A 22230-nucleotide genomic window follows, 5' to 3' on the forward strand; every position below is an offset into this window, starting at 1 on the left:
GTCTCGGTGGCGCTAGACAGACCTGTCTGTTCACAGATCGGGGAACGCCATGACCGCCACACCCACGCTGCCCGCCGTCGCCCGCGAGCCGCTCACCCGCCGGAGACGCCTCTCGCATCCCGCGGCCTTCGCCGGGATCGCCGCCATCCTGGTCGCGTTCACCGCCGCCTCCAGCGCGCCGTCCCCGCTGTACGTCGTCTACCAGCAGCTCTGGGGCTTCTCGGCGGTCACGCTGACGGTCGTCTTCGCCGTGTACGTGGTCGGCCTCATCGGCGCCCTGCTCGTGCTCGGCGCGCTCTCCGACCATGTCGGGCGCCGGCCGGTGCTGGCGGCGGCCATCGCGCTCGAGACGGTGGCGCTCGTGCTCTTCCTCACGGCCGGAGACGTCGGGGTGCTGCTGGCCGCGCGGTTCCTGCAGGGCATCGCCACCGGCGCGGCGCTGACCACGCTGGGCGCGGCGCTCGTCGACCTGAACCCGCCGCACGCGCCGGGCCGGGCCGGGCTGATCAACAGCATCGTCCCGCTCGCCGGGCTGGCGCTGGGCTCGCTGGGCACCGGCGCGCTCGTCCAGTTCGCCCCCGGCCCCACGCACCTGGTCTTCGCGCTCCTGCTCGCCGGCATGGTGCTCGCGGCCGGCGTGGTGCTGCTCATGCCGGAGACCGCCACCCGCCGCCCCGGAGGTGCCGCCTCGCTGGTGCCGCGGCTGGGCGTACCGGCCCGGCTGCGCGCTGACGTGCTCGCGCTCGTACCGGTCATCGTGGCCAGCTGGGCGCTGGGCGGGCTCTACCTCTCGCTCGGGCCGTCCGTGGCGGTCGGCGTCTTCGGGCTCGGCAACCACCTCATCGGCGGCCTGGTCGTGACCCTGCTCTGCGGCACCGGCGCGTTGACCGCTTTCGCCCTGCGCGGTCACCCCACGCCGCGGGTGCTGACGCTCGCCGGAGGGCTGCTGACGCTCGGCACGGCCGTGGCGCTGGCCGGCGTCCAGAGCGATGCCGTCACGCTCGCCGGCGTGGGTACGGTCCTCGCCGGTGTGGGCTTCGGCGCCTCCGCGCTCGCCTCCTTCGGCACGCTGGCCCGGCTGGCGGACCCGCACGAGCGCGGCGAACTGCTCGCGGTCGCGCTGACCGTCGCGTACGTGGCGTTCAGCCTCCCGGCCGTGGTCGCCGGCCTGGCGGCGACGTCGTTCGGCCTGCACGCGACCGCGCTGGTCTACGGCGCGGTGGTGGTCCTGCTCGGCGGCACGGCCCTGGTCGCCCAGCGCGTACGCCCGGCCTGAACGCCGGCTCTTTCGTGGCGCTCCGGCGTGGACGGTGCTCATTCAGCCGTTCCGCGCCGGAGCATATGGTGCGAATCCACACGAAGGGCTACGCATGAGAAGACTTCTGGCGACCGCCGCCACGATCGGCCTGGTGCTGAGCGGCGCCGCCGCGGCCGCCGGCGCCGCACCCGAGCGGGGCGCCCCCGGCTACCACGCGATCGCCTGGCGCGCGTGTGAGAACCCCGGCCTGCGGGCGCGCGGCGCCGACTGCGGCTACCTCAGCGTGCCGCTCGACCACGCCGACCCCGGGGGCAAGCAGATCAAGCTCGCCGTGTCGCGCGTACGCCACACCGTGCCCGACGACAAGTACCAGGGCGTCATGCTGGTCAACCCCGGCGGGCCCGGTGGTTCCGGGCTGACCCTGTCCGTGCTCGGCGAATACGTGCCGGGCAACGCCGGGGCGGCGTACGACTGGATCGGCTTCGACCCGCGCGGGGTGGGCGACAGCAAGCCGGCGCTCGCGTGCGACGGCGACTACCTGGGCTACAACCGGCCGCCGTACGTGCCCACCACCGCCGCGATCGAGAAGGCCTGGCTGGCCCGGGCGAAGGGCTACGCCGCCGCGTGCGACCGGGCGGGCGGCGCGCTGCTCGACCACCTGCGCACCACCGACACCGTGGCCGACATGGACAGCCTGCGGGCCGCGCTCGGCGCGAAGCAGATCAACTTCTACGGCTTCTCGTACGGGACGTACCTGGGCCAGGTCTACGCCACCCTGCACCCGGACCGGGTCCGCCGGATGGTCCTGGACGGCGTCGTCGACCCGGGCCGGGTCTGGTACGACGCGAACCTCGACCAGGACGTCGCGTTCGACCGCAACATCAAGATCTACTTCCGCTGGCTCGCGCGGCACGACGACGTGTACGGCCTCGGCACCACCGGCAAGGCGGTCGAGCGGCTGTTCTACCGCGAGCAGGCCCGCCTGACCGCGAAGCCGGCGGCGGGCGTGATCGGCCCGGCCGAGCTGAGCGACGTGTTCCTGCAGGCCGGCTACTACGTGTTCGGGTGGGAGTCGGTGGCCTCCGCGTTCGCCGCCTGGGTCAACGACCGCGACCCGGCGCCGCTCAAGGCCCTCTACGACCAGGGCAGCCCGCAGGAGGACGGCGCCGACAACGGGTACGCCATCTACCTCGCCGTCCAGTGCACGGACGTGCAGTGGCCGACGTCCTGGCAGAAGTGGCGTACGGACAACTGGCGGGTGCACGCCCGGGCGCCCTTCGAGACCTGGGGAAACGCCTGGTACAACGCACCCTGCCTGACCTGGGGCGCGAAGGCCGGCAAGCCGGTCGCCGTGACCGGGGCCAAGGCACCGCCGGTGCTGCTGATCAGCGAGACGCTCGATGCGGCGACGCCGTTCACCGGCAGCCTCGAGGTGCGCAAGCGGTTCCCGCGGTCGGTGCTCGTGGAGGGCGTCGGTGGCACGACCCACGCGGGCTCGCTCTTCGGCAACGCCTGCGTCGACGACACGATCGCCGCGTACCTCGCGAGCGGCAAGCTTCCCAAGAGGCTGAAGTCGAACACGTCCGACAAGCGGTGCGAGCCGCTGCCGCAGCCCGACCCGTCGGCCCGGGCGAAGCGGGCCGAGCGCGGTGGGTCGCTCAGCCGGCTGGAGCTGCAGGAGCTCGTCACGATCCGTTGAGCCGACGCCTTCAGTCCCCTTGTGGGTGGCGGGTGGGGTGGTTGGACGGGGGGCGGCCTTCGTCACGTTGCGTGCCGGAGGCCGCCCCCGCCGGGTAGGCTGATCGCGCGAAGGGGAGTAGCTCCCAACGTCGTGGTCGACATGCTGATCAACGGTGCCCGGAGGGCCCGGCGATCCGGCCACGCGGCCCCGGTCCGCCGGGGCGAGCGAGACCTTCGACTTGGCCATTCCACGTGGCCGGGTCGAGGTCGCCCCGCGCCCGCGCCCCGGTCCGCACACACCGGGAGTTGCTCTTCCCCATGGACGGTTTCCTCGTCGCGACGGCGGTCAGCTTCGCCGTCATCTTCGTGGCCGAGCTCGGCGACAAGTCGCAGCTCATGGCCCTCACCTTCGCCACCCGGTTCAAGACGCTGCCGGTGCTCATCGGCATCACCGTGGCCACCGCGGTCGTCCATCTGGTCTCGGTCGGCATCGGCTACGGCCTGGGCGCCACCCTGCCCACCGACTGGATCTCCCTCGTGGCCGGCCTGGCCTTCCTCGCCTTCGGCGCATGGACGCTGCGCGGCGACAAACTCACCGACGACGAGAAGAACAAGGCCGAGCGGTCCACCGGCTCCGCGATCCTCGCCGTCGGCGGCGCGTTCTTCCTGGCCGAGCTGGGCGACAAGACCATGCTCGCGACCATCACGCTGGCCACCTCGTACGGCTGGTTCGGCACGTGGCTCGGCTCGACCGTGGGCATGGTCGCCGCCGACGCCCTGGCGATCCTGGTCGGCCGCCTGCTCGGCCGGCACCTGCCGGAGAAGGTGATCAAGTACGGCGCGGCCGCGCTCTTCGCTATCTTCGGCGTCTGGCTCGTCGTCGAGGCACTCACCGAGCTGACCTGATCACGGAGGAGGCGGACGTGCCGCTGCAGCATCGTGCCGAGTTCGACGCCGTTGTGACGTTCCGCAACGGCGGCGGGCTGCAGACCCGGGGTTTCCGGGTGGACGTCCCGCACGCCGACGTCACGGAGTCCGAGATCGCGTCGCTGTTCGTCACGGCCTGCCGGCTGCTGATGGTCGACCGCGTCGAGCTGTCGGGCATCAGGATCTTCGCCGAGCCGCACCTCGGCACCCCGGGCGGGCCGTCCGAGCCGCGTACCCGGTTCGTCGAGCTGAGCCACGTGATCGGCGCGGGGACGGTGACGTACCCCGGGCTGCCGGCGCCGGAGATCACGCCGCACCTCACCCGGGAGGCGTCCCGCGACGTCTACGCCGAGGGCACCGAGTTCGCGATCGACCGCATCTCCATGGTCGGGAACACGGGCACCTACCTGGACAGCCCGTTCCACCGGTACGCCGACGGCACGGACCTCGCCGGCCTGCCGCTGGAACGCCTCGCCGACCTGCCCGCGGTCGTGGTCCGCGCGGTCGGCGGGGCCCGGGGCGTCGGCGTGGACACCCTCGAGCACCTGACCGTCGCGGGTCACGCCGTCCTCCTGCACACCGGCGGGGACGCGCACTGGGGCACCCCGGCGTACGCGGAAGACGCTCCCTTCCTCACCGAGGCCGGCGCGCGGTGGCTGGTGGACCACGGGGCGGCGCTGGTCGGCATCGACGCGGTCAACATCGACGACGCCTCCCCGGCGGGAGGCGGCGCGCGGCCGGCACACACCCTGCTGCTCGGGGCCGGCATCCCGGTCGTCGAGCACCTGACCGGCCTGGAGAACCTCCCGCCGACCGGTGCCCGCTTCACCGCCGCGCCGCCCCGGGTGTCAGGCTTCGGCACATTCCCGGTACGGGCGTACGCGTCGGTGCCGGAGCTCGAGCCGCACGACCACCGCAGGTCCGGCGGGTGGTTGCCGACCCAGGGGTGATTTTCCCGCAAAGCCGCTCAGAACGGCCGCGCATCTGCCGATGATGCCCGTGTGAACTTTGACTTCTCCCCGGCCGGGCAGCCGCGATGACCGACGTGGACGCGGCGCGGGTCGCCCCGGACCGGGCCCGGCAGCAGGCGGCGGGGGAGAAGCAGCCGGGGCTGAGCAGCCCGACGGAGCTCGGCGTGGCCCGCGCCGCCGCCCTCTTCGAACGGGTCGACCCGGCCGCCGCGGCCCAGCACCTCGAGCCGATCCTCGCGGCCGACCCGCGGTCCACGGCCGGCTGGATCCTCATGGCCCGCATCCGGCTGGTGCTCGACGAGGTCGACAAGGCGCTCGACGCCGCCAACCGTGCCATCGACCTGGCGCAGGAGGACCCGCGGCCGCTGGCGATCGCGAGCCGGGCGCTCACCCTGCTCGGACGGCACGAGGAGGCCGTCACGATGGCGTACCGTGCGGTCATCGCCGACCCGAAGAACCCGCTGTGGCACGACCGGGTCGCCTGGTCGCTGCTCGCCGCCGACCGGCAGTACGCCGACGCCGAGCAGGCCGCCCGTACGGCCGTCGGCCTCGACCCGAACGAGGCGCACTACTACTTCACCCACGGCGTCGCCCTGGACGCGCTCGGCCACTCCGACCAGGCCCGGCAGGCGTTCCTCAAGTCGCTGCAGCTCGAACCGGAGAACCCGGTGGCACAGCATCGGCTGGCCGTCCTCAACGGCGAGGCCGTGCGGGGTCCGGAGAAGAAGAAGCGCGGCTGGAAGCTCTTCGGGCGCAAGGACAGCGCGGCTAGCGGGCCAGCGCGTCCCGAGGAGTTCCTGCCCTAGACCGCAGGACCAGCCAGACGAGCCAGCCCATCCCGATGATGAAGCCGAAGCTGATCAGCCGGTAGAGCACCACGGTGGCGACGGCGGAGCTGCTGGTCAGGCCGCCGGCCACCAGGCCCAGCACGAGCGCGCCGTCGACCACACCCAGCCCGCCCGGCACGATCGGCATGCTGGCCGCCGCCATCCCCGCGCAGTACGCGATCACCAGCTGCGTGGGCCGGATGTCGTGCGCGCCCACGGCGATGCAGCACATCCACAGGCACAGCGCGTCGAGCAGCCAGTTCGCGACGGCCAGCAATGACGCGTACGCGAAATGGCCCGGCCGGACCCGCACCGAGCGCAACTGGTCGACGAAGCCCACCAGGCGGGCGTGGCCGGTGTCGGCGGGCCGGCGCCGCAGCCGGTTCACCCGGCTGAGCAGGGCCCGCGCGGGATTGATCAGCCATTCCGGGTGCTGCGCCAGGAACCGTACGGTCAGCGCCACGACCAGCGCCCCGCCCATGTACAGCACCAGCGTCCGCCAACTGCCCGTGCTGCGCGTCAGGATGCCGAAGACCGCCCCGATCACGACGAGCGCGCCCGCCGAGAGCACCCCGCTGAGCGCGATGCACCAGGAAGCCACCGCCGACGAGGCCCCGAACCGGCGCATCTGCTGGAAGTTGAACGTCGTGGAGAAGACCGGCCCGCCGGGCAGCGTCACGCTCAGCGAATGGGCCGCGTACGCCAGCGCGACGTGCCTGCGCATCTGCACCTTCGTCCCGGCGCCGTGCAGCAGGGCCCGCTGCATCCGGGCGTAGCTGCCCATCGAGGCGATCTCGGCGACGAGGGCTCCGGCGACCCAGTTCCAGTGCGGCGTCCGCAGCTGGACCAGCGCGTCGACGAGCGCACGCCAGCCGATCAGCAGCTCGGCGAGGATGATGAGCGCCACCACCGCGGCCACGACGGGTCCGCGGCGCAACCGGGGCCGGGCGGTCTCGGGCATCCCTTGATCGTCGCACCCTCAGCGGGTGTACGCGACCAGATCCAGGTCCTTCAGCGCGGCGGGCTCCTTCGCCCGGACGAGCAGCGTGAAACCGGGGTCGAACAGGGACAATCGGGTCCTGCCGCGCTGCACCGAGCGGACCAGCAGGTTGCCCTCCGCGTCGAACACCGCCCCGATGACCGGGCCGGGCACCGGCAGGTCGACGGTCTCGCCGGTCGAGGTGTCCAGCACCGCGTCGGCGGGCGCGTCGGTGTCCGCGGCGCCGGCCTGCTCCGTGCGTACGGTCACCAGGTCGCCGGTGCTGTCCACGCTGACCGGCCGGCAGGCCGCCGCGCCGCCGGTGTCCTCGGTGGCCGGCACGGGCGTGCCGCTCTGCGCGTTCACGTCGGCGACCTCGAGCCGGCACGAGGGTGTCGCGTACACGAGCGTGGTGCCGTCGCCGGACCAGCGGAAATGCTCCCCGTCGAGGCCGCTCGGCAGGGGCGTGAGGGCGCCGGTGGCCACGTCCAGCACCCCGGGGTCGGTGGCGTCGATCAACAGCCGGCCGCCGTCCGGTGACCAGGCCGGCACCTGCGCGTCGGAGGTCGTGCCCGCGTACACCTGCTGCGGTTCGCCACCCGCGGTGTCCACCACCATGAGCTGACCCTCGGTGATGTACGCGACCCGGGTGCCGTCGGGCGAGACGCCCACGGCCGAGGACGGGGCGGACAGCACGGTCCGCGGGTCGCCGTCCCGGGTGAGCCGGACGAGGTCGCCCTTCGTGCCGGCGTCCTGGTAGAACACCTGGCCCGGCAGGGCCGCCAGCGACGTCGACCGGGGCGTCGACGAGGCGGGTGCCTGAGGGCGTGGCCGGTGCGGGCGGAAGGTCGTGCGCCCCGGCGTGAGCGACGGGACGGGCGCCGACCCGGCGTCCCCCTGCGCCGCGGCGGTCGCACCCGGCGAGGGGTCGAGCGGCGCGGCGGCGACCCCGCGGGCGGAGGAGTCGCTGGACGGCTGCGGCAACTGCCACAGCCCGCTCCCCAGCAGCCCGAGGGCGACGACGGCGGCGCCGGTGCCCACCGCGGCCTCCCGGCGGCCGATGCGCCGTGAGCGCCGCAGCGACCGTTCGTACAGGTCCATCGGGAGGACCGAGTCGGCGAGGTCGCTCAGCGAGTCGTGCAGCGGGCCGGCGCCGGTCATCGGGGCCCCTCGATGTCGGCGAGCGACCGCAGGTCGGGCACGAGGCCGCGGAGCCGTTCGAGCGCCCGGGAGCACTGCGTCTTGACCGTGCTCACCGAGACGCCGAGCATCTGCGCCGCCTCGACCTCGGTGTGGTCCTCGAAGTAGCGCAGCACCACCACGGCGCGCTGCTTGGGGCTCAGCGAGAGCAAGGCCCGGCGCAGGGCCACGCGGCGGACCGTCGCCTCGGCAGGGTCATCGGTCGATCCGCCGTGCCGTTCGAGGTTCTCGCCGGGCAGCGCCTCGGCGACCTTCGGCCGCCGCCAGAGGGAGACCTGGGCGTGATACATGACCTTGCGGGCGTACGCCTCGGCGTGGTCCGGGCGTTCCAGCCGCGACCAGGCCCGATGGGTGCGCGCGAGGGCTTCCTGGACCAGGTCCTCGGCGAGGTGCTGGTCACCGGTGAGCAGGTACGCGGAGCGGAGCAGGGCGTGCGAGCGCTCTCGGACGAAGGTCGCATAAGCGGCATCGCGCGCGTCGGTCATTCCCCGTGTTCCGATCGGCGTCCGGAAAGAGCCGTGAGCGTACAGCGGCCGGTCAATCACCGCGTCAGCGCTCACCACGTCACTTCTTCCCGTGCCGTCCACAGAGGTGCGGGGGCCGGTACCCCCCGTTATCGGTACCGGCCCCCGCGGCGTACGCATAGGTAGACGCGGATCTTCCCGGCGGTGGGCGACGGGACCTTCGGGTGATTCCGCTCCGTACGAACGGCCAGGGGAAACCGGAACGCCGCAAACCCGCGATTGACAGTCGGTGATCTCGTCGGTACAACAAACGCACCTCTCCCCTCCCCGCCCCCCTGCGGCCTCCGGTTAGGAGCTGTGCCGTGGCAGAGCTGTACGCGCCTGCTGCCCAGGACACCGGCGTCAAGGCGCGCGTGCAGCGCTTCGGCGGCTACCTCGCCGGCATGGTGATGCCGAACATCGCCGCCTTCATCGCCTGGGGTCTGATCACGGCGCTGTTCTTCGAGAAGGGCTGGCTGCCCAACGAGAAGTTCGCCGCGCTCATCGACCCGATGTCGCACGTGCTGCTCCCGGTCCTCATCGGATACACCGGCGGCCGCATGGTCCACGCCCAGCGCGGCGCGGTGGTCGGCGCGGTCGCCACGATGGGTCTCGTGGTGGGCTCCGAGGCGCCCATGTTCTTCGGCGCGATGATCGTGGGGCCGCTGACGGCGTACGTGCTCAAGCTGGTCGACGGCCTCACCGCCGACCGCATCCGCCCCGGCTTCGAGATGCTGGTCGACAACTTCTCCGCCGGCATCGTCGCCGGGCTCTCCGCGCTGGCCGGGGTGCTCGCGATCGGCCCGGTCATGCGCGTGTTCACCGAGGCGGCCGGCGACGGCGTACGGTTCCTCGTCCAGCACCACCTGCTGCCCGCCGCGGCGGTGCTGATCGAGCCGGCCAAGGTGCTGTTCCTCAACAACGCCATCAACCACGGCGTGCTCGGGCCGCTGGGCATCGCCGAGTCGTCCGACAACGGCAAGTCGATCCTGTTCATGCTGGAGACGAACCCCGGGCCGGGCTTCGGGATCCTGCTGGCGTACCTGCTGTTCGGGCCCCGGTCGCTGCGGCCGAGCGTGCCCGCGGCGATGGCCATCCAGTTCCTCGGCGGCATTCACGAGATCTATTTCCCGTACGTGCTGATGAAGCCGAGCATGGTCCTGGCGGCCGTCTGCGGCGGTGGCGCCGGGATCCTGACGTTCATGGTGACCGGGGCCGGCCTGGTCGCCACCCCGTCGCCCGGCAGCATCTTCGCCTACCTCGCCGAGACCCCGCGCGGCGACTACTTCGGCGTGCTCGCCGGCGTCGTCGTGGCGGCCGGGGTGTCGTTCGTGGTCGGCTCCCTGCTGCTCGGCTTCGGCCGGCTGGCCCGCGACGAGGAGGGCATGTGAGCAGCATCGACGGCGGCGACATCCGCAAACTGGTGGTCGCCTGCGACGCCGGGATGGGCAGCAGCGTCATGCTCGCCGCCCAGCTCCGCCGCGAGCTGCGCAAGATGCCCGTCATCGTCGAGCACCACGCGATCGCCTCCATCCCGTCGGACGCCGACGTCGTGCTCTGCCAGGCCGGGCTCGCCGACCGGGTCCGGGCCGGTGCCCCGCGCTCGGTGGTGGTCGGCTTCCGCATGTTCCTCGGCGACCCCGCCGTGGCCCGCGTCGTCGCCGCCGTCAAGCAGGGCGGCGTGGTCGTCGGCACCACGGGAGGCTGAGCGTGCTCGGCTCCATGCCGACGCAACATGTCGTCGCCATGCTCGGCAACTCGCCGCCGCAGCGTGCGGTCGGCGTGCTGCTGTCCATGCCCCGCGACCGCATCGACGCCCTGCTCGCCGCCATGGACGGCCGGCTGATCGCCAAGCTGCTCATCGCCGCCGATCCGGAGAAACGGGCCGCGCTGCTCAGCCACCTCGACGACGCGCGGCTCGCCGCCGAGCTCGCTCTGCTTCCGCTGGTGGAGGCGGCCGCGGTGATGGCCGCCCTGCCCGCGGCGCGCGCCCGGCCCCAGCTGGACCGGGTCACCTCCGAGCACCTGGCGATGCTGCTCGACGCGATGCCCGGCCCGCAGCGCCGGCGGCTGGTGGACGTGCTCGACCCGCTGCGCCTGTCCGACCTGCGCCGGGTCGCGTACGAGAAGAGGGTCATCGAATCGCTGCGCCGCACCGCCGCCGGCCTGCAGTGGGTGCCGGGCGACTACGGCAGCAACCTGCTCGCCGGCGTCTTCCACCGGCTCTTCGGCGTCTCACTGTGCTATGTGGACTGCGGCCCGCTGCAGCCGGCGGCCGTCGTCGCCGCCCACGAGGTCTTCGCCGCGCGGCAGGTGCACGGGTTGCTCATCGTGACCAATGCAATGCCCAGCGTGCAAGCTGGTGAGCTCGTGACCGATCCGCGGTACGGAGGGACACCCGCCCTGGTGGTCACCTGGGATCCCGACGACAATGACGGCGTGCTGGGACGTGCGCTCGTGAGGCTGGCCGGATGACGACGAACGTGCGGCCCGTGCTCGAGGTGCGCGGGATCCGGCTGCACGAGACGGCCGCCGACCGGGAGTCCGCCGTGCACCGCTGCGCCGACGTGCTCGAGGAGCTCGGCGCGGTGCACCCTACGTACCGCGAGGCGATGCTCGACCGGGAATGGGCGATGTCCACGTACCTGGGTGAGGGCGTGGCCATCCCGCACGGCCTCGACAAGTCCCGCGCCCTGGTGCGCCGCGACTCCCTGGTCGTGCTCCGCTTCCCCGACGGCGTCGACTGGGACGGCCACCCGGTCACGGTCTGCGTGGCCATCGCCGCCCGCGGGGACGGCCACGTCGCGCTGCTCGCCGCGCTCGCGCAGATCCTGCTCGACCCGGAGCGGGCCCGGGAACTGCGCGAGACCACCGACGCCGAGGCGATCGTGGCCATGCTGAGCCAGGAGGACCTGTGATCCGCTCGGTCCTGCTGGCCGGACGGGCCGGCCTGCACCTGCGCGCCGCCTCGCAGATCGCGGTCGCCGCGGCGCTGGCTCCGGCGGCGGTCACCGTACGCACCATGGACCGCCCCGCCGTCGCGGCCGACAGCGTGCTGGCCCTGCTCAGCCTCGGCGCGCTCTGCGGCACGGAACTGATCCTCGAGGCGCACGGCCCGGGCGCGGCCGAAGCCCTCGACACGCTCGCCGGGCTCTTCGCCACCGACCTGGACGTCGCCGGTGCCTGACCTGCTGCGAGGGCTGGGCGCCAGCGCGGGCGCCGCCACCGGTCCCGCGTACCGGCTGGCCGACCCGCCCCGGCTCCCCGCGCCGCGCCCGGTCACCGACCCGGACGCCGAGGTGGACCGGGCGTACGCCGCCATCGACGCGGTCTGCCGGGACATCGGCCGGCGGGCGGCCGTCACCGCCGACGAGACGGCCGCGGAGATCCTGCGGGCGCAGGCCGCCCTGGCCGCCGACCGGACGCTGCGCGACGGGGTGGCGCTCGCCGTACGCGCGGGCCACGAGGCGCCGCACGCGGTGGCGGCTGTCCTCGCCGACCACCGGGCCGCCCTGCTCGCGGCCGGCGGGCTGCTCGCCGCTCGCGCCGCCGACCTCGACGACCTGCGCGACCGGGTGGTGGCGCACTGCCTCGGGCTGCCGATGCCGGCGCTGCCCGAGCCGGGCTGCCCGTTCGTGCTGATCGCCGTCGACCTCGCCCCCGCCGACGCCGCGCTGCTCGACCCGGCCCGGGTGCTCGCCGTCGTCACGTCGGCCGGCAGCTTCGTCAGCCACACCGCGATCCTCGCCCGGGCCCGCGGCCTGCCGACCGTCGTGGCCTGCGGCGGGGCGCTGGAGATCGCCGACGGCACAGTGGTCACCGTGGACGGCACGGCCGGCCGGGTCACCGTCGGGCGCACCGTGCCGGCACCGGCCGAGGAGCCGCCGCCGGCGCCCGAGGAGCCCGCCGACCTGCGCGGGCGTACGGCCGACGGCCACCACGTCGCGCTGCTCGCCAACATCGGCTGCGCGGCCGAGCTCGCCGGGGCGGCCGTGGAAGGGGTCGGCCTCTTCCGCACCGAACTGCTGTTCCAGCACCACATCGACCCGCCGACGACCGCCGAACAGATCGACGCGTACGCCGAGGTCTTCGCGGCCATGCCGGGCCGGCAGGTGATCGTACGGACCCTGGACGCCGGCGCGGACAAGCCGCTGCCGTTCCTGCGCGACCACGACGAACCCAACCCGGCCCTGGGGATCCGCGGCCTCCGGGTCGCCCGCCGCCGCGCCGACATCCTCCGTACGCAGATCGCCGCGATCGCCGCGGCGGCCCGCGCGTCGACCGCCCGGGTCGCCGTCATGGCGCCGATGGTCACCACGGTCTCGGAGGCCGCCCAGTTCACGGCCCTGTGCCGCGACGCCGGCCTGCCCACGGTCGGCGTGATGATCGAGGTCCCGGCCGCGGCGGTCCGCTCCGCCGAGATCCTCCAGGTCGTCGACTTCCTCAGCGTCGGCACCAACGACCTCAGCCAGTACACCTTCGCCGCGGATCGCCGCAGCGGCGAGCTCGCCGACCTTCTCGACCCCTGGCAACCGGCGCTGCTGTCCCTGATCGCCCTGTGCGCCGCGGCCGGCGCGGCGGTGGGCCGCCCGGTCGGGGTCTGCGGCGAGGCGGCGGCCGACCCGGCCTTCGCGGTGGTCCTGGCCGGCCTCGGCGTGACCAGCCTGTCCATGTCGCCGCCGGCGGTCCCGGCGGTCCGCGCGGCGCTCGCGGCGCACACGCTGGAGGAATGCCGCGCGGCGGCCCAGCGGGCCCTCGCAGCCGCCGACCCGGCCGCCGCCCGCGCCGCCGTGACCAGGCTCTGAACCGGCGGAGCCGGTCCGCAGATCGAAAGCCGAATGCCCCGCAGATCGAACGAAGAGGGGCCCGCAAATCGAAAGCCGCAGCGTCCGCAAATCGAAAGTGTGGGTACCCGAAGATCGAACATCGCCCAGTGGCAGGTGCCGGCGCCTGCCGCACCCTGACCGGTTCCCGCGCCGGTGGTCCGGGTCTGAGGGGGGCGGGTTCTGGGTAAGGGGCGCGGATGGGTGGTTATGGCTGGCAGGTCGCGCTCGTCGTGGTCCTGGTGCTGCTGAACGCGGGCTTCGCCGGCAGCGAGATGGCGCTCGTGTCGCTGCGGGAGAGCCAGTTGCAGCGGCTGGAGCGGGAGTCGCGGACGGGCGTACGGCTGGCTCGGCTGGCGCGGGATCCGAACCGGTTCCTGGCGACCATCCAGATCGGTATCACGCTGGCCGGCTTCCTCGCCTCCGCGGCCGCGGCCGTGTCGTTGGCGCAGCCGTTGGTCGGGCCGCTGGGTTTTCTCGGCGGTGCCGCGGGGCCGGCGGCGATCGTGCTGGTCACCATCGTGCTGACGTTCTTCACGCTGGTGGTGGGGGAGCTGGCGCCGAAGCGGGTGGCGATGCAGCGGGCCGAGGGGTGGGCGCTCGCCGTGGCGCGGCCGCTCGACGTGCTGGCCGGGCTCACCCGGCCCGCGGTGTGGCTGCTGGGCAAGGCCGGCGATCTGATCGTGCGGCTCGCCGGCGGCGACCCGGATGCCGGCCGGGAGGAGGTGAGCAGCGAGGAGATCCGCGACATGGTCGCGGTGCAGGAGAACTTCTCCGCCGAGCAGCGCACGATCATCAGCGGCGCCTTCGAGATCGCGGACCGGACGCTGCGGGAGATCTTCGTACCGCGGCGGGACGTGTTCACGCTGCCGGCCGTGCTGCGGGCCGAGGAGGCGCTGCGCAAGCTGGTCGAGGCGGGGCACTCGCGGGCGCCGGTCACCGGGCCGCTGGGGCTCGACGACGTGCTGGGCGTCGTCCACCTGCGCGACCTGGTCGACGCCGAGGGGCCGGTCATCGGGGTCGTGTTCCAGCCGCTGTACCTGCCCGGAACGCTGAAGGTCTCCGACGCCATGCGGCAGATGCGCCAGCAGCGCGGGCAGTTCGCCCTGGTCGTCGACGAGCACGGGTCGGTGGGCGGCATCGTCACCATGGAGGACCTGGTCGAGGAGGTCGTCGGTGAGATCTACGACGAGACCGACCGGGATGTCCGCTCGGTGGTGCACGAGGACGACGGCGCGATGCTGCTGCCCGGTACCTTCCCCATCCACGACCTGTCCGACATCGGGGTGGACGTCGAGACCACCGACGGCGGTTTCACCACCGTCGCCGGGCTGGTGCTGTCGCTGCTGGGGCACATACCGACCGAGCCGGGCGAGATCGTGACGCTCGACGGCCACACCGCCGAGGTCACCGAGGTCACCGGGCGGGCGATCACCGCCGTACGCCTGCGGCCGCTCCCAGGATCCGTTCAGCCGGACTTGTTAGCTTCTGCCCGACCTGACAGTCCTTCGTAGGGAGAGTTGTGGGCCTGAAGCGGATGCTGGGCGCCTTCGGTGTGGGCGGTCCGAGTGTCGACACCGTGCTGATGAGTCCGGACGCGCGGCCGGGGGCGCCGCTGACCGGGCACGTGAACCTGACCGGCGGCAGCCATGACGTCGAGATCGAGCACATCAGCCTGGCTCTTGTCACCCGGGTCGAGGTCGAGGGCGGCAGCGGGGAGTACGGCGCCACCGGCGAGTTCTTCCACGCCACGGTCAGCGGCCCGACGCGCCTGGCGAAGGGCGAGCAGCTCTCCCTGCCGTTCCAGATCGTGCTGCCGTGGGAGACCCCGATCACCACTGTGTACGGCCAGCACCTGCGCGGGATGACGATGGGGGTGCGGACCGAGGTGGCCGTGGCCAAGGCCGTCGACAAGGGCGACCTGGACCTCATCGCCGTGCACCCGCTGCCGATCCAGGAGCGGATCCTCGAGGCGTTCGCCCGGCTGGGCTTCCAGTTCAAGCACGCCGACCTGGAGTACGGCCGGATCGCCGGCGTGCACCAGACGCTCCCGTTCTTCCAGGAGATCGAGTACTACCCGCCGGACCGGTACGCGCACGGCATCAACGAGGTCGAGCTGACCTTCGTGACGAACCCGCACACCGTCGAGGTGGTGCTGGAGTTCGACAAGCGCGGCGGCATGTTCAGCGGCGGCCACGACTCGTACGGCCGCTACACCGTCCCGCACGCCGACGCGGACACCACCGACTGGGCGCAGGTCGTCGACGGCTGGGTACGCGAGGCGCTCACCCACTATCAGGCTGTGCCGGGCTACAGCCACGGTTACGGCGGCCACGGCCACGGTCACGGCGGCGTCGGCATGGTGGCGGGCGTCGCCGGCGGCGTGGCCGCGGGCTTCCTCGCCGGTGAGGTCATCGACGAGGTGTTCGACGAGTTCGAGGGCGAGGACTGACGCTCGCCTGCAGTCCGGTCGTGGGTGGCGGCGGGGTGGTTGGACGGGTCACTTGAGGCCCTCACGGGCGCGCGCCTCGCTGGCGGCCAGCGCGTCCGTGAGGGTACGGGCCGTGTCGATCAGCGGCACGTGGCTGAACGCCTGCGGGAAGTTGCCCACCAGCCGCCGCGCGCCGGTGTCGTACTCCTCGGAGAGCAGCCCGACGTCGTTGCGCAGGGCCAGCAGGCGTTCGAACACCTCGCGCGCCTCCTCCTGCCGTCCCATCAGCGCGTAGTTGTCGGCCAGCCAGAACGTGCAGGCCAGGAACGCACCCTCGCCCGGCGGCAGCCCGTCCACATCGGTGTCCGCGTGCTGGGTGTAGCGCTGGACGAAGCCGTCCTTCAGCAACTCCCGCTCGATGGCCTCGACCGTGCCCACGACGCGCTCGTCGGTCGCCGGCAGGAAGCCGACCAGCGGCACCATGAGCAGGGCCGCGTCGAGCTCATCGGAGCCGTAGTACTGGGTGAAGGTGCGGCGCTTCTTGTCGTACCCGTTGGTCAGGATGTCCTCGCGGATGTCGTCGCGCAGCTTGCGCCACCGCTTCACCGGGCCCTCGAGGCCGAAGTCCTCGACGGCCTTCACCGCCCGGTCCGCGGCCACCCAGGCCATCAGCTTCGAGTGCACGAAGTGCCGGGGGTCACCGCGTACCTCCCAGATGCCCTCGTCCGGCTCGGTCCAGTGCTGCTCGACGAACTCCATCAGCTTGACCTGCAGACCCCAGGCGTTGTCGTTGGTCCGCAGGCCCGCGCGCCGGTCCTGGTGCAGCGCGTCCATCACCTCGCCGTAGACGTCCAGCTGGAACTGCTCCGCGGCGGCGTTGCCGATCCGTACGGGGTTGCCGTCGTAGCCGGTCAGCCAGTCGGCGATGTACTCGTCGAGGCGGCGCTCGCCGGCCACGCCGTACATGATCTGCAGCTGGGAGGGATCGCCGGCGATGGCCCGCAGCAGCCACTTGCGCCACGCCTTCGCCTCGCTCTGGAAGCCGGAGTACAGCAGCGACTGCAGGGTGATCGTGGCGTCGCGCAGCCAGCAGAAGCGGTAGTCCCAGTTGCGGACGCCGCCGAGCTTCTCGGGCAGCGAGGTGGTGGCCGCGGCGACGATGCCGCCGGTGGGCGCGTACGTGAGGGCCTTGAGCGTCAGCAGCGACCGCACCACGGCGTCGCGCCACTCACCCTCGTACGTGCACGCGGAGACCCAGCCGCGCCAGTAGCCCTCGGTGGCGCCGAGCTCGTGCAGGGCGTCGATCAGCTCGGGCGGCGGCAGGTGCGAGGGACGCCAGGTCAGCACGAAGGGCGTACGGTCGCCGGCCGACACGGTGAAGTCGGCGCGGGTGGACATGTTCTCGCCGCGGGTCTCCACGGGCGTCCGCAGCCACGCCGCGTCCGGGCCGGCGACGGCCACCAGGTCGCCGTCCTCGCGGTACACCCACGGGACGACGTGACCGTAGTCGAAGCGCAGCCGCAGGTTCATCTGCATCGGCACAGTGCCGCGTACGCCCTCGACGATGCGCACCACGTCGGGCGCCTCCCCGCGCGGCGGCATGAAGTCGACGAGCCGGACGACCCCGTCGGCGGTCTCGAACTCGGTCTCCAGCACCAGCGTGTCGTCGCGGTACCGGCGGCGTACGGCGGTCGCCTCCCCGGCGGGCGCGATCGTCCAGTGCCCGTTCTCCTCGGTGCCGAGCAGCGCGGCGAAGATGGCGCCCGAGTCGAACCTCGGTACGCACAGCCAGTCGATCGACCCGTTCCGCCCCACCAGCGCGGCGGTCTGGGTGTCGGCGATGATCGCGTAGTCCTCGATGGGCAGCGCCATGACCCGCTTACGTACCCGCGCCGCGGCCGCCTGTCACATCCGGGTTCGCTGCGTCGTCCCTGTGCTGGCCGGCCCGCGAGTAGCGTCGGGCGGGCACCGGTCGCCACGACGGAAGGACCTGAGATGGCTCGTCCCCGGATCGTCATCGTCGGTGCCGGGTTCGCCGGTTTCGAGACCGCGCGGACCCTCGCCCGGCTCGCGCGCGGCGCCGCCGACATCGTCCTCATCAACCCGACCGACTACTTCCTCTACCTGCCGCTGCTCCCCGAGGTCGCCGCCGGCATCCTCGAGCCGCGCCGGGTGTCCGTGTCGCTCGCCGCGACGCTGCCCGGCGTCCGCGTGCTGCTCGGCGAGGTCGACGGCTTGGATCTGGCCGCGCGGACCGTCTCGTACGCCGACCCCGACGGCGGCAGGCACAGCATCGGCTACCACCGTCTCGTCCTCGCGGCCGGCAGCGTGAACAAGCTGCTGCCGGTGCCCGGCGTCACCGAGTACGCGCACGGCTTCCGGGGCATCCCCGAGGCCCTGTACCTGCGCGACCACATCACCCGCCAGATCGAGATGGCGGAGACGGCCGAGGACCCTGCCGAGCGGGAGGCCCGGTCCACGTTCGTCGTGGTCGGTGCGGGTTACACGGGTACGGAGGTGGCCGCGCAGGGCGTCCTGTTCACGAAGGCGCTCACCCGTAACCGGCCCGGGGTGCACCCGCGCTGGCTGCTCATCGACACGGCCGACCGGGTGCTGCCGTCGCTCGACCCGCGGCTTGCCGTGGCGGCCGACGAGGTGCTGCGCCGCCGCGGGGTGGAGGTGCTGTTGAAGAGCTCGGTCGAGGAGGCCGGCCCGGAGGGCGTACGCCTCAGCGACGGCGACTTCGTGCCGACCCGCTCGCTGATCTGGTGCGTCGGCGTGCGCCCCGACCCGCTCGTCGCGGACCTCGGGCTGGAGGTGCGGCACGGCCGCCTGGTCGTGGACGAGTTCCTCACCGTGCCCGGCCACCCCGACGTGTACGCCGTCGGCGACGCGGCCGCCGTGCCCGACCTCACCCGTCCCGGGGAGCTCACCGGCATGACCGCTCAGCACGCCACCCGCCAGGGGAAGACCGCCGCGCACAACATCGCCGCCTCGTACGGCAAGGGCCGGCGCCGCGCGTACGTCCACCACGACCTCGGGTTCGTGGTCGACCTGGGCGGCCTGGACTCCGCGGCGAACCCGCTCGGGGTGCCGCTGCGGGGCTTCCCGGCCAAGGTGGTCACCCGCGGTTACCACCTGCTGTCGATGCCGGGCAACCGGGTGCGGGTCGCGGCGGACTGGCTGCTCGACACCGTGCTGCCCCGGCAGGGCGTGCAGCTGGGGCTGGTCTCGGCCGCGGCGGTGCCGCTGGACAGCGCCTTCCCGCAAGGGCTGCCCGACACCGGCGTGACCTCGAAGACACCCTGATCCCGTCACGCATGACCGGGTGCCGGTCGGGCACCAGGGGATGCGCGGTGCCGCGCGGGGCTGCGAGCCGCGTCTCATTCGCCGTTCAGCGGTCGGGAAGTGGCCGCAATCCTCCATACGATCATGCTCGAAGGCCGGTCGGGGATCGGCGACGGTACGGGGAAGGACCAGCCGATGTCGGCTACAGCAACAGAGTCACAGACCGGCGAGCACGCCGCGGGGCCGCATCCCCGTCGCTGGGCGGCGCTCGGGGTCATCGCGATCTCGCAGCTCATGGTGGTGCTCGACGCGACGATCGTGAACATCGCCCTGCCCAGCGCGCGGGCGGACCTCGGCATCACGGTGGCCGACCAGCAGTGGGTGGTGACGGCGTACACGCTCGCGTTCGGTGGTCTGCTGCTGCTCGGCGGCCGCATCGCCGACTACTGGGGCCGCAAGCGCACCTTCATGGTCGGCGCCATCGGCTTCGCCGTGGCCTCCGCGATCGGCGGCCTGGCGACCAGCGGGACGCTGCTCTTCGGCGCCCGCGCGCTGCAGGGCGCGTTCGGCGCGTTGCTCGCGCCGGCCTCGCTCGCCCTGCTCACGGTGCTGTTCACCGAGGCCCGCGAGCGGGCCAAGGCCTTCGCCGTGTACGGCGCCATCGCCGGCGGTGGTTCCGCGGTGGGCCTGCTGCTGGGCGGTGTGCTCACCGAGTACGCGAGCTGGCGCTGGTGCCTGCTGGTCAACATCCCGATCGCGCTGGTGGCGCTGGCGCTGGCCGTCCCGCTGGTGCCGGAGAGCAAGGCGCACGGCGACACCACGTACGACGTGCCCGGCGCGATCGTGGTGACGCTGGGCCTGGCCTCGCTGGTGTACGGCTTCACCGAGGCGGCCAAGCCGGACAAGGGCTGGGACGCGGGCACCACCTGGGGGTTCATCGGCGTGGGCCTGGCCCTGCTGGTGCTGTTCGTGGCCATCGAGCGCCGGACGCGGAACCCGCTGCTGCCGCTGCGCATCGTCCTCGACCGCAACCGGGGCGGGGCGTACGTGGCGTCGATGCTGGTCGGCGCGGGCCTCTTCGGCGCGTTCCTGTTCCTCACGCTGTACCTGCAGAACGTGCTGGGCTACACGCCGCTGCGGGCGGGCTTCGCGTCGTTGCCCGTCACCGTGGGTGTCCTGATCTCCGCGACGGTGGCCTCGAACCTGCTGCCGCGGACCGGCCCCAAGCCGCTCATGATCGTCGGTCCGGTGCTCGCCGCGGCGGGCATGATCTCGCTGCGCTTCATCGACCTGGACACCTCGTTCTGGGCGCACCTGATGCCCGCGCAGGTGCTGCTGGGGCTGGGCCTCGGGTTCACCTTCGTCCCGCTGTCGAGCCTGGCGCTGGTCGGCGTCCCGCAGCACGACGCCGGTGCGGCGAGCGCGGCGCTCAACGCGACCCAGCAGGTCGGCGGCTCGCTGGGTACGGCGTTGCTGAACACGATCGCCACCAGCGCGATCACCGCGTACCTGGTGGCGCATCCGCCACGCAGCCCGCAGGAGGGGCAGCAGGCGGCACTGGCGGCCCAGGTCGACGGGTATGCCGACGCCTTCACCTGGGCGGCGGCTCTGATCCTGGTGGCGTCCGTGGTCACCGCGGTCTTCATCAAGGTCGGCAAGGAGGAGCTGCCGGCGGGGGAGTCGGTCGCGCACGTCGGCTGACGAGCGTCGCGTTTCACCCGGTCAGGGGAGTTTAGTCCGATTGTCCGAGGGATCCGGCCGTCCGGTGTAGGCGGATCAGCTCGGGCAAAACGGCTATACGTCATAATTCGGTCATGGAATCTCGTCGTGCACTCTCCATGGCCGTGGCCGGTCTCCTGGGCGGCACCCTGCTCGGTGTCCCGGCGGCGGACGCCGCGCCCACGACGGCTCAGGCAGCCGCCGCCCGCGCGGCGGCCGTCCTGACCGCGGCCGCCGCAGCCGGCACGACGAGTGGCGCCGTGGTGGCGCGCTACAGCTTCGACGGCGGCCGGTCCAGCTCGATCCTCGACGAGTCGGGCCGCGGGCACACCCTGCGGCTCGTCTCCGGCAACGGCGGAACGGTCCGCGCCGTACCGCACCGCAGCGGGCAGGCCCTGCGCTTCCCGGCCAAGTGCGCCGGCGCCGGCTGTCCCCGGGCCGCCCTGCAGAGCTCCAGCTCGGCCGACCTCAACCCCGGTACGCGCAACATCTCGTACGGCGCGGAGATCCTGCTCGCCCCCAGCCAGACCAGCAAGGGGCAGAACATCGTGCAGAAGGGCTACTCGACCACGAGCAGCCAGTGGAAGCTGCAGATCGACGGCACCGCGGGCCTGCCCAGCTGTGTCCTGGTCGGCGCGAACCCCGGCATCAAGCTCGTCCGCAGCTCGGTGTCGGTGGCGGACGGCAGCTGGCACACCGTCGAGTGCCGGCGTACGAGCACCCTGCTCCGGGTGATCGTCGACGGGGCGGTCCGCGGCAGCCGCACCATCTCGCCCCGCCTCACCATCACCAACCGCCGCGCGCTGAGCATCGGCGCCAAGGGTGCGTACGCCGACAACGACCAGTTCCACGGCATCCTCGACAACATCTGGGTCCGCATCGGCTGACCGCGGCATCAGGCAGTGCTCGGCGCCGCCCGGTTCCGCAGCGCGAACTCGACGGCGGCCTCGACGTGCAGCCGGGACGTCGCGAAGACCGGCACGGGACTGTCGGCGGCCGAGATGAGCAGCTCGATCTCGGTGCACCCCAGAATGACACCCTGCGCGCCGGCAGCGACGAGGCGATCGATGACCCCGCGGTAGATCTGCCGCGACGGGTCCCGTACCTCGCCGAGGCACAGCTCGTCGTAGATGATCCGATGGACCTCGGCGCGGTCGGGCGCTTCCGGCACGATCACCTCGAGGCCGTGGCTCGCGAGCCGGTCCCGGTAGAAGTCCTGCTCCATGGTGAAGGCCGTACCGAGCAGGCCCACCGTCCTCACCCCCGCGGCGGTCACCGCCTCGGCCGTCGCGTCGGCCAGATGCAACAGCGGAATACCGATGGCGGCCTGCACCTCGTCGGCGACCTTGTGCATGGTGTTGGTGCACAGCACCAGCACGTCGGCCCCCGCGGCCTGAACGGCGGCAGCCGCCTCGCCGAGCAGTTGCCCCGCCTGCTCCCAGTGCGCACTGCTCTGCAGCCGCTCGATCTCCGCGAAGTCCACGGAGTAGAGCACGCACCGCGCCGAGTGCAGCCCGCCGAGGCGCTCCCGCACCATCTCGTTGGCCAGCCGGTAATAGTGTGCGCTGGATTCCCAGCTCATCCCGCCGAGCATCCCGATCGTCAGCATCCGGCCTTCTTACCA

At 72.8% G+C, this 22230-nt stretch carries 21 protein-coding genes; 16 read left to right on the top strand and 5 right to left on the bottom strand.

The window, feature by feature from the left end; all coding sequences use genetic code 11:
* The first annotated feature begins 49 nt into the window (after positions 1-49).
* From IT780_RS29235 to IT780_RS29255, 5 genes are all read left to right on the top strand, one after another.
* Positions 50-1276 carry an MFS transporter gene (locus tag IT780_RS29235; RefSeq protein WP_199515015.1) on the top strand — a complete coding sequence of 409 codons (1227 nt, stop codon included), beginning with the start codon at positions 50-52 and terminating at the stop codon, positions 1274-1276.
* Positions 1277-1370: 94 nt separating this feature from the next.
* Complete coding sequence (locus IT780_RS29240; RefSeq protein ID WP_199515016.1) at positions 1371-2957, top strand: alpha/beta hydrolase; 1587 nt, start codon at positions 1371-1373, stop codon at positions 2955-2957.
* A 299-nt stretch (positions 2958-3256) separates the two neighbouring features.
* A complete protein-coding gene (locus tag IT780_RS29245) occupies positions 3257-3844 on the top strand; it encodes a TMEM165/GDT1 family protein (protein ID WP_199515017.1) in 588 nt (195 codons plus the stop codon).
* A gap of 17 nt (positions 3845-3861) precedes the next feature.
* On the top strand, positions 3862-4815 hold the full coding sequence (locus IT780_RS29250) for a cyclase family protein (RefSeq protein WP_199515018.1): 954 nt from the start codon (positions 3862-3864) through the stop codon (positions 4813-4815).
* 86 nt (positions 4816-4901) lie between these two features.
* Entirely contained in the window at positions 4902-5642 is a 741-nt protein-coding gene (locus IT780_RS29255) for a tetratricopeptide repeat protein (RefSeq protein WP_199515019.1), read from the top strand.
* Here the strand turns inward: IT780_RS29255 and IT780_RS29260 are convergent.
* Genes IT780_RS29260 through IT780_RS29270 form a run of 3 tightly spaced genes read right to left on the bottom strand, consistent with a single transcriptional unit; the run spans position 5605 to position 8327 of the window.
* Entirely contained in the window at positions 5605-6624 is a 1020-nt protein-coding gene (locus IT780_RS29260) for a lysylphosphatidylglycerol synthase transmembrane domain-containing protein (RefSeq protein WP_199515020.1), read from the bottom strand. The genes IT780_RS29255 and IT780_RS29260 overlap by 38 nt on opposite strands.
* A gap of 18 nt (positions 6625-6642) precedes the next feature.
* Positions 6643-7803, bottom strand: a complete 1161-nt coding sequence (locus IT780_RS29265) for a TolB family protein (protein WP_199515021.1) — start codon at positions 7801-7803, stop codon at positions 6643-6645.
* Entirely contained in the window at positions 7800-8327 is a 528-nt protein-coding gene (locus IT780_RS29270) for a SigE family RNA polymerase sigma factor (protein WP_199515022.1), read from the bottom strand. Before IT780_RS29270 ends, IT780_RS29265 begins: the two co-directional genes overlap by 4 nt.
* Positions 8328-8668: 341 nt before the next feature.
* Between IT780_RS29270 and IT780_RS29275 the strand changes: the two genes are divergently transcribed.
* The 8 genes from IT780_RS29275 (at position 8669) to IT780_RS29310 (ending at position 15620) form a co-directional block, all read left to right on the top strand.
* Positions 8669-9736, top strand: a complete 1068-nt coding sequence (locus IT780_RS29275) for a PTS transporter subunit EIIC (protein ID WP_372443816.1) — start codon at positions 8669-8671, stop codon at positions 9734-9736.
* Positions 9733-10053, top strand: coding sequence for a PTS lactose transporter subunit IIB (locus IT780_RS29280; protein WP_199515023.1), 321 nt, complete (start codon positions 9733-9735; stop codon positions 10051-10053). Before IT780_RS29275 ends, IT780_RS29280 begins: the two co-directional genes overlap by 4 nt.
* Before the next feature lie 14 nt (positions 10054-10067).
* A complete protein-coding gene (locus tag IT780_RS29285) occupies positions 10068-10820 on the top strand; it encodes a magnesium transporter MgtE N-terminal domain-containing protein (protein WP_199515024.1) in 753 nt (250 codons plus the stop codon).
* Positions 10817-11263: a PTS mannitol transporter subunit IIA gene (locus IT780_RS29290; protein WP_199515025.1), complete on the top strand. Its 447-nt coding sequence runs from the start codon at positions 10817-10819 to the stop codon at positions 11261-11263. Before IT780_RS29285 ends, IT780_RS29290 begins: the two co-directional genes overlap by 4 nt.
* Positions 11260-11532: an HPr family phosphocarrier protein gene (locus IT780_RS29295; protein WP_199515026.1), complete on the top strand. Its 273-nt coding sequence runs from the start codon at positions 11260-11262 to the stop codon at positions 11530-11532. Before IT780_RS29290 ends, IT780_RS29295 begins: the two co-directional genes overlap by 4 nt.
* A complete protein-coding gene (ptsP, locus tag IT780_RS29300; protein ID WP_199515027.1) occupies positions 11525-13150 on the top strand; it encodes a phosphoenolpyruvate--protein phosphotransferase in 1626 nt (541 codons plus the stop codon). The genes IT780_RS29295 and ptsP overlap by 8 nt, the downstream gene beginning before the upstream one ends.
* Positions 13151-13368: 218 nt before the next feature.
* On the top strand, positions 13369-14682 hold the full coding sequence (locus IT780_RS29305) for a hemolysin family protein (RefSeq protein ID WP_199515028.1): 1314 nt from the start codon (positions 13369-13371) through the stop codon (positions 14680-14682).
* Between the two features lie 8 nt (positions 14683-14690).
* Positions 14691-15620, top strand: coding sequence for a sporulation protein (locus tag IT780_RS29310; protein WP_199515029.1), 930 nt, complete (start codon positions 14691-14693; stop codon positions 15618-15620).
* A gap of 48 nt (positions 15621-15668) precedes the next feature.
* Here the strand turns inward: IT780_RS29310 and IT780_RS29315 are convergent, their stop codons facing one another.
* The gene (locus tag IT780_RS29315; RefSeq protein WP_199515030.1) at positions 15669-17471 is read right to left on the bottom strand and encodes a glycoside hydrolase family 15 protein; all 1803 of its coding nucleotides are present in this window, start codon (positions 17469-17471) and stop codon (positions 15669-15671) included.
* 123 nt (positions 17472-17594) lie between these two features.
* On the opposite strand from IT780_RS29315, the gene IT780_RS29320 reads away from it, so the two are divergent.
* The 3 genes from IT780_RS29320 (at position 17595) to IT780_RS29330 (ending at position 21493) form a co-directional block, all read left to right on the top strand.
* On the top strand, positions 17595-18908 hold the full coding sequence (locus IT780_RS29320) for an NAD(P)/FAD-dependent oxidoreductase (RefSeq protein WP_199515031.1): 1314 nt from the start codon (positions 17595-17597) through the stop codon (positions 18906-18908).
* 174 nt (positions 18909-19082) lie between these two features.
* Positions 19083-20588 (top strand): MFS transporter, encoded by a 1506-nt coding sequence (locus tag IT780_RS29325; RefSeq protein ID WP_199515032.1) that lies wholly within the window; start codon positions 19083-19085, stop codon positions 20586-20588.
* Between the two features lie 113 nt (positions 20589-20701).
* Positions 20702-21493 carry a LamG-like jellyroll fold domain-containing protein gene (locus tag IT780_RS29330; RefSeq protein ID WP_233413684.1) on the top strand — a complete coding sequence of 264 codons (792 nt, stop codon included), beginning with the start codon at positions 20702-20704 and terminating at the stop codon, positions 21491-21493.
* A gap of 8 nt (positions 21494-21501) precedes the next feature.
* On the opposite strand, the gene IT780_RS29335 is transcribed toward IT780_RS29330, so the two are convergent.
* The gene (locus IT780_RS29335; protein WP_199515033.1) at positions 21502-22215 is read right to left on the bottom strand and encodes an aspartate/glutamate racemase family protein; all 714 of its coding nucleotides are present in this window, start codon (positions 22213-22215) and stop codon (positions 21502-21504) included.
* Between the last annotated feature and the right edge of the window lie 15 nt (positions 22216-22230).

Source organism: Nucisporomicrobium flavum (assembly GCF_016464385.1).
Taxonomy (GTDB): Bacteria; Actinomycetota; Actinomycetes; order Mycobacteriales; family Micromonosporaceae; genus Actinoplanes; species Actinoplanes flavus_A.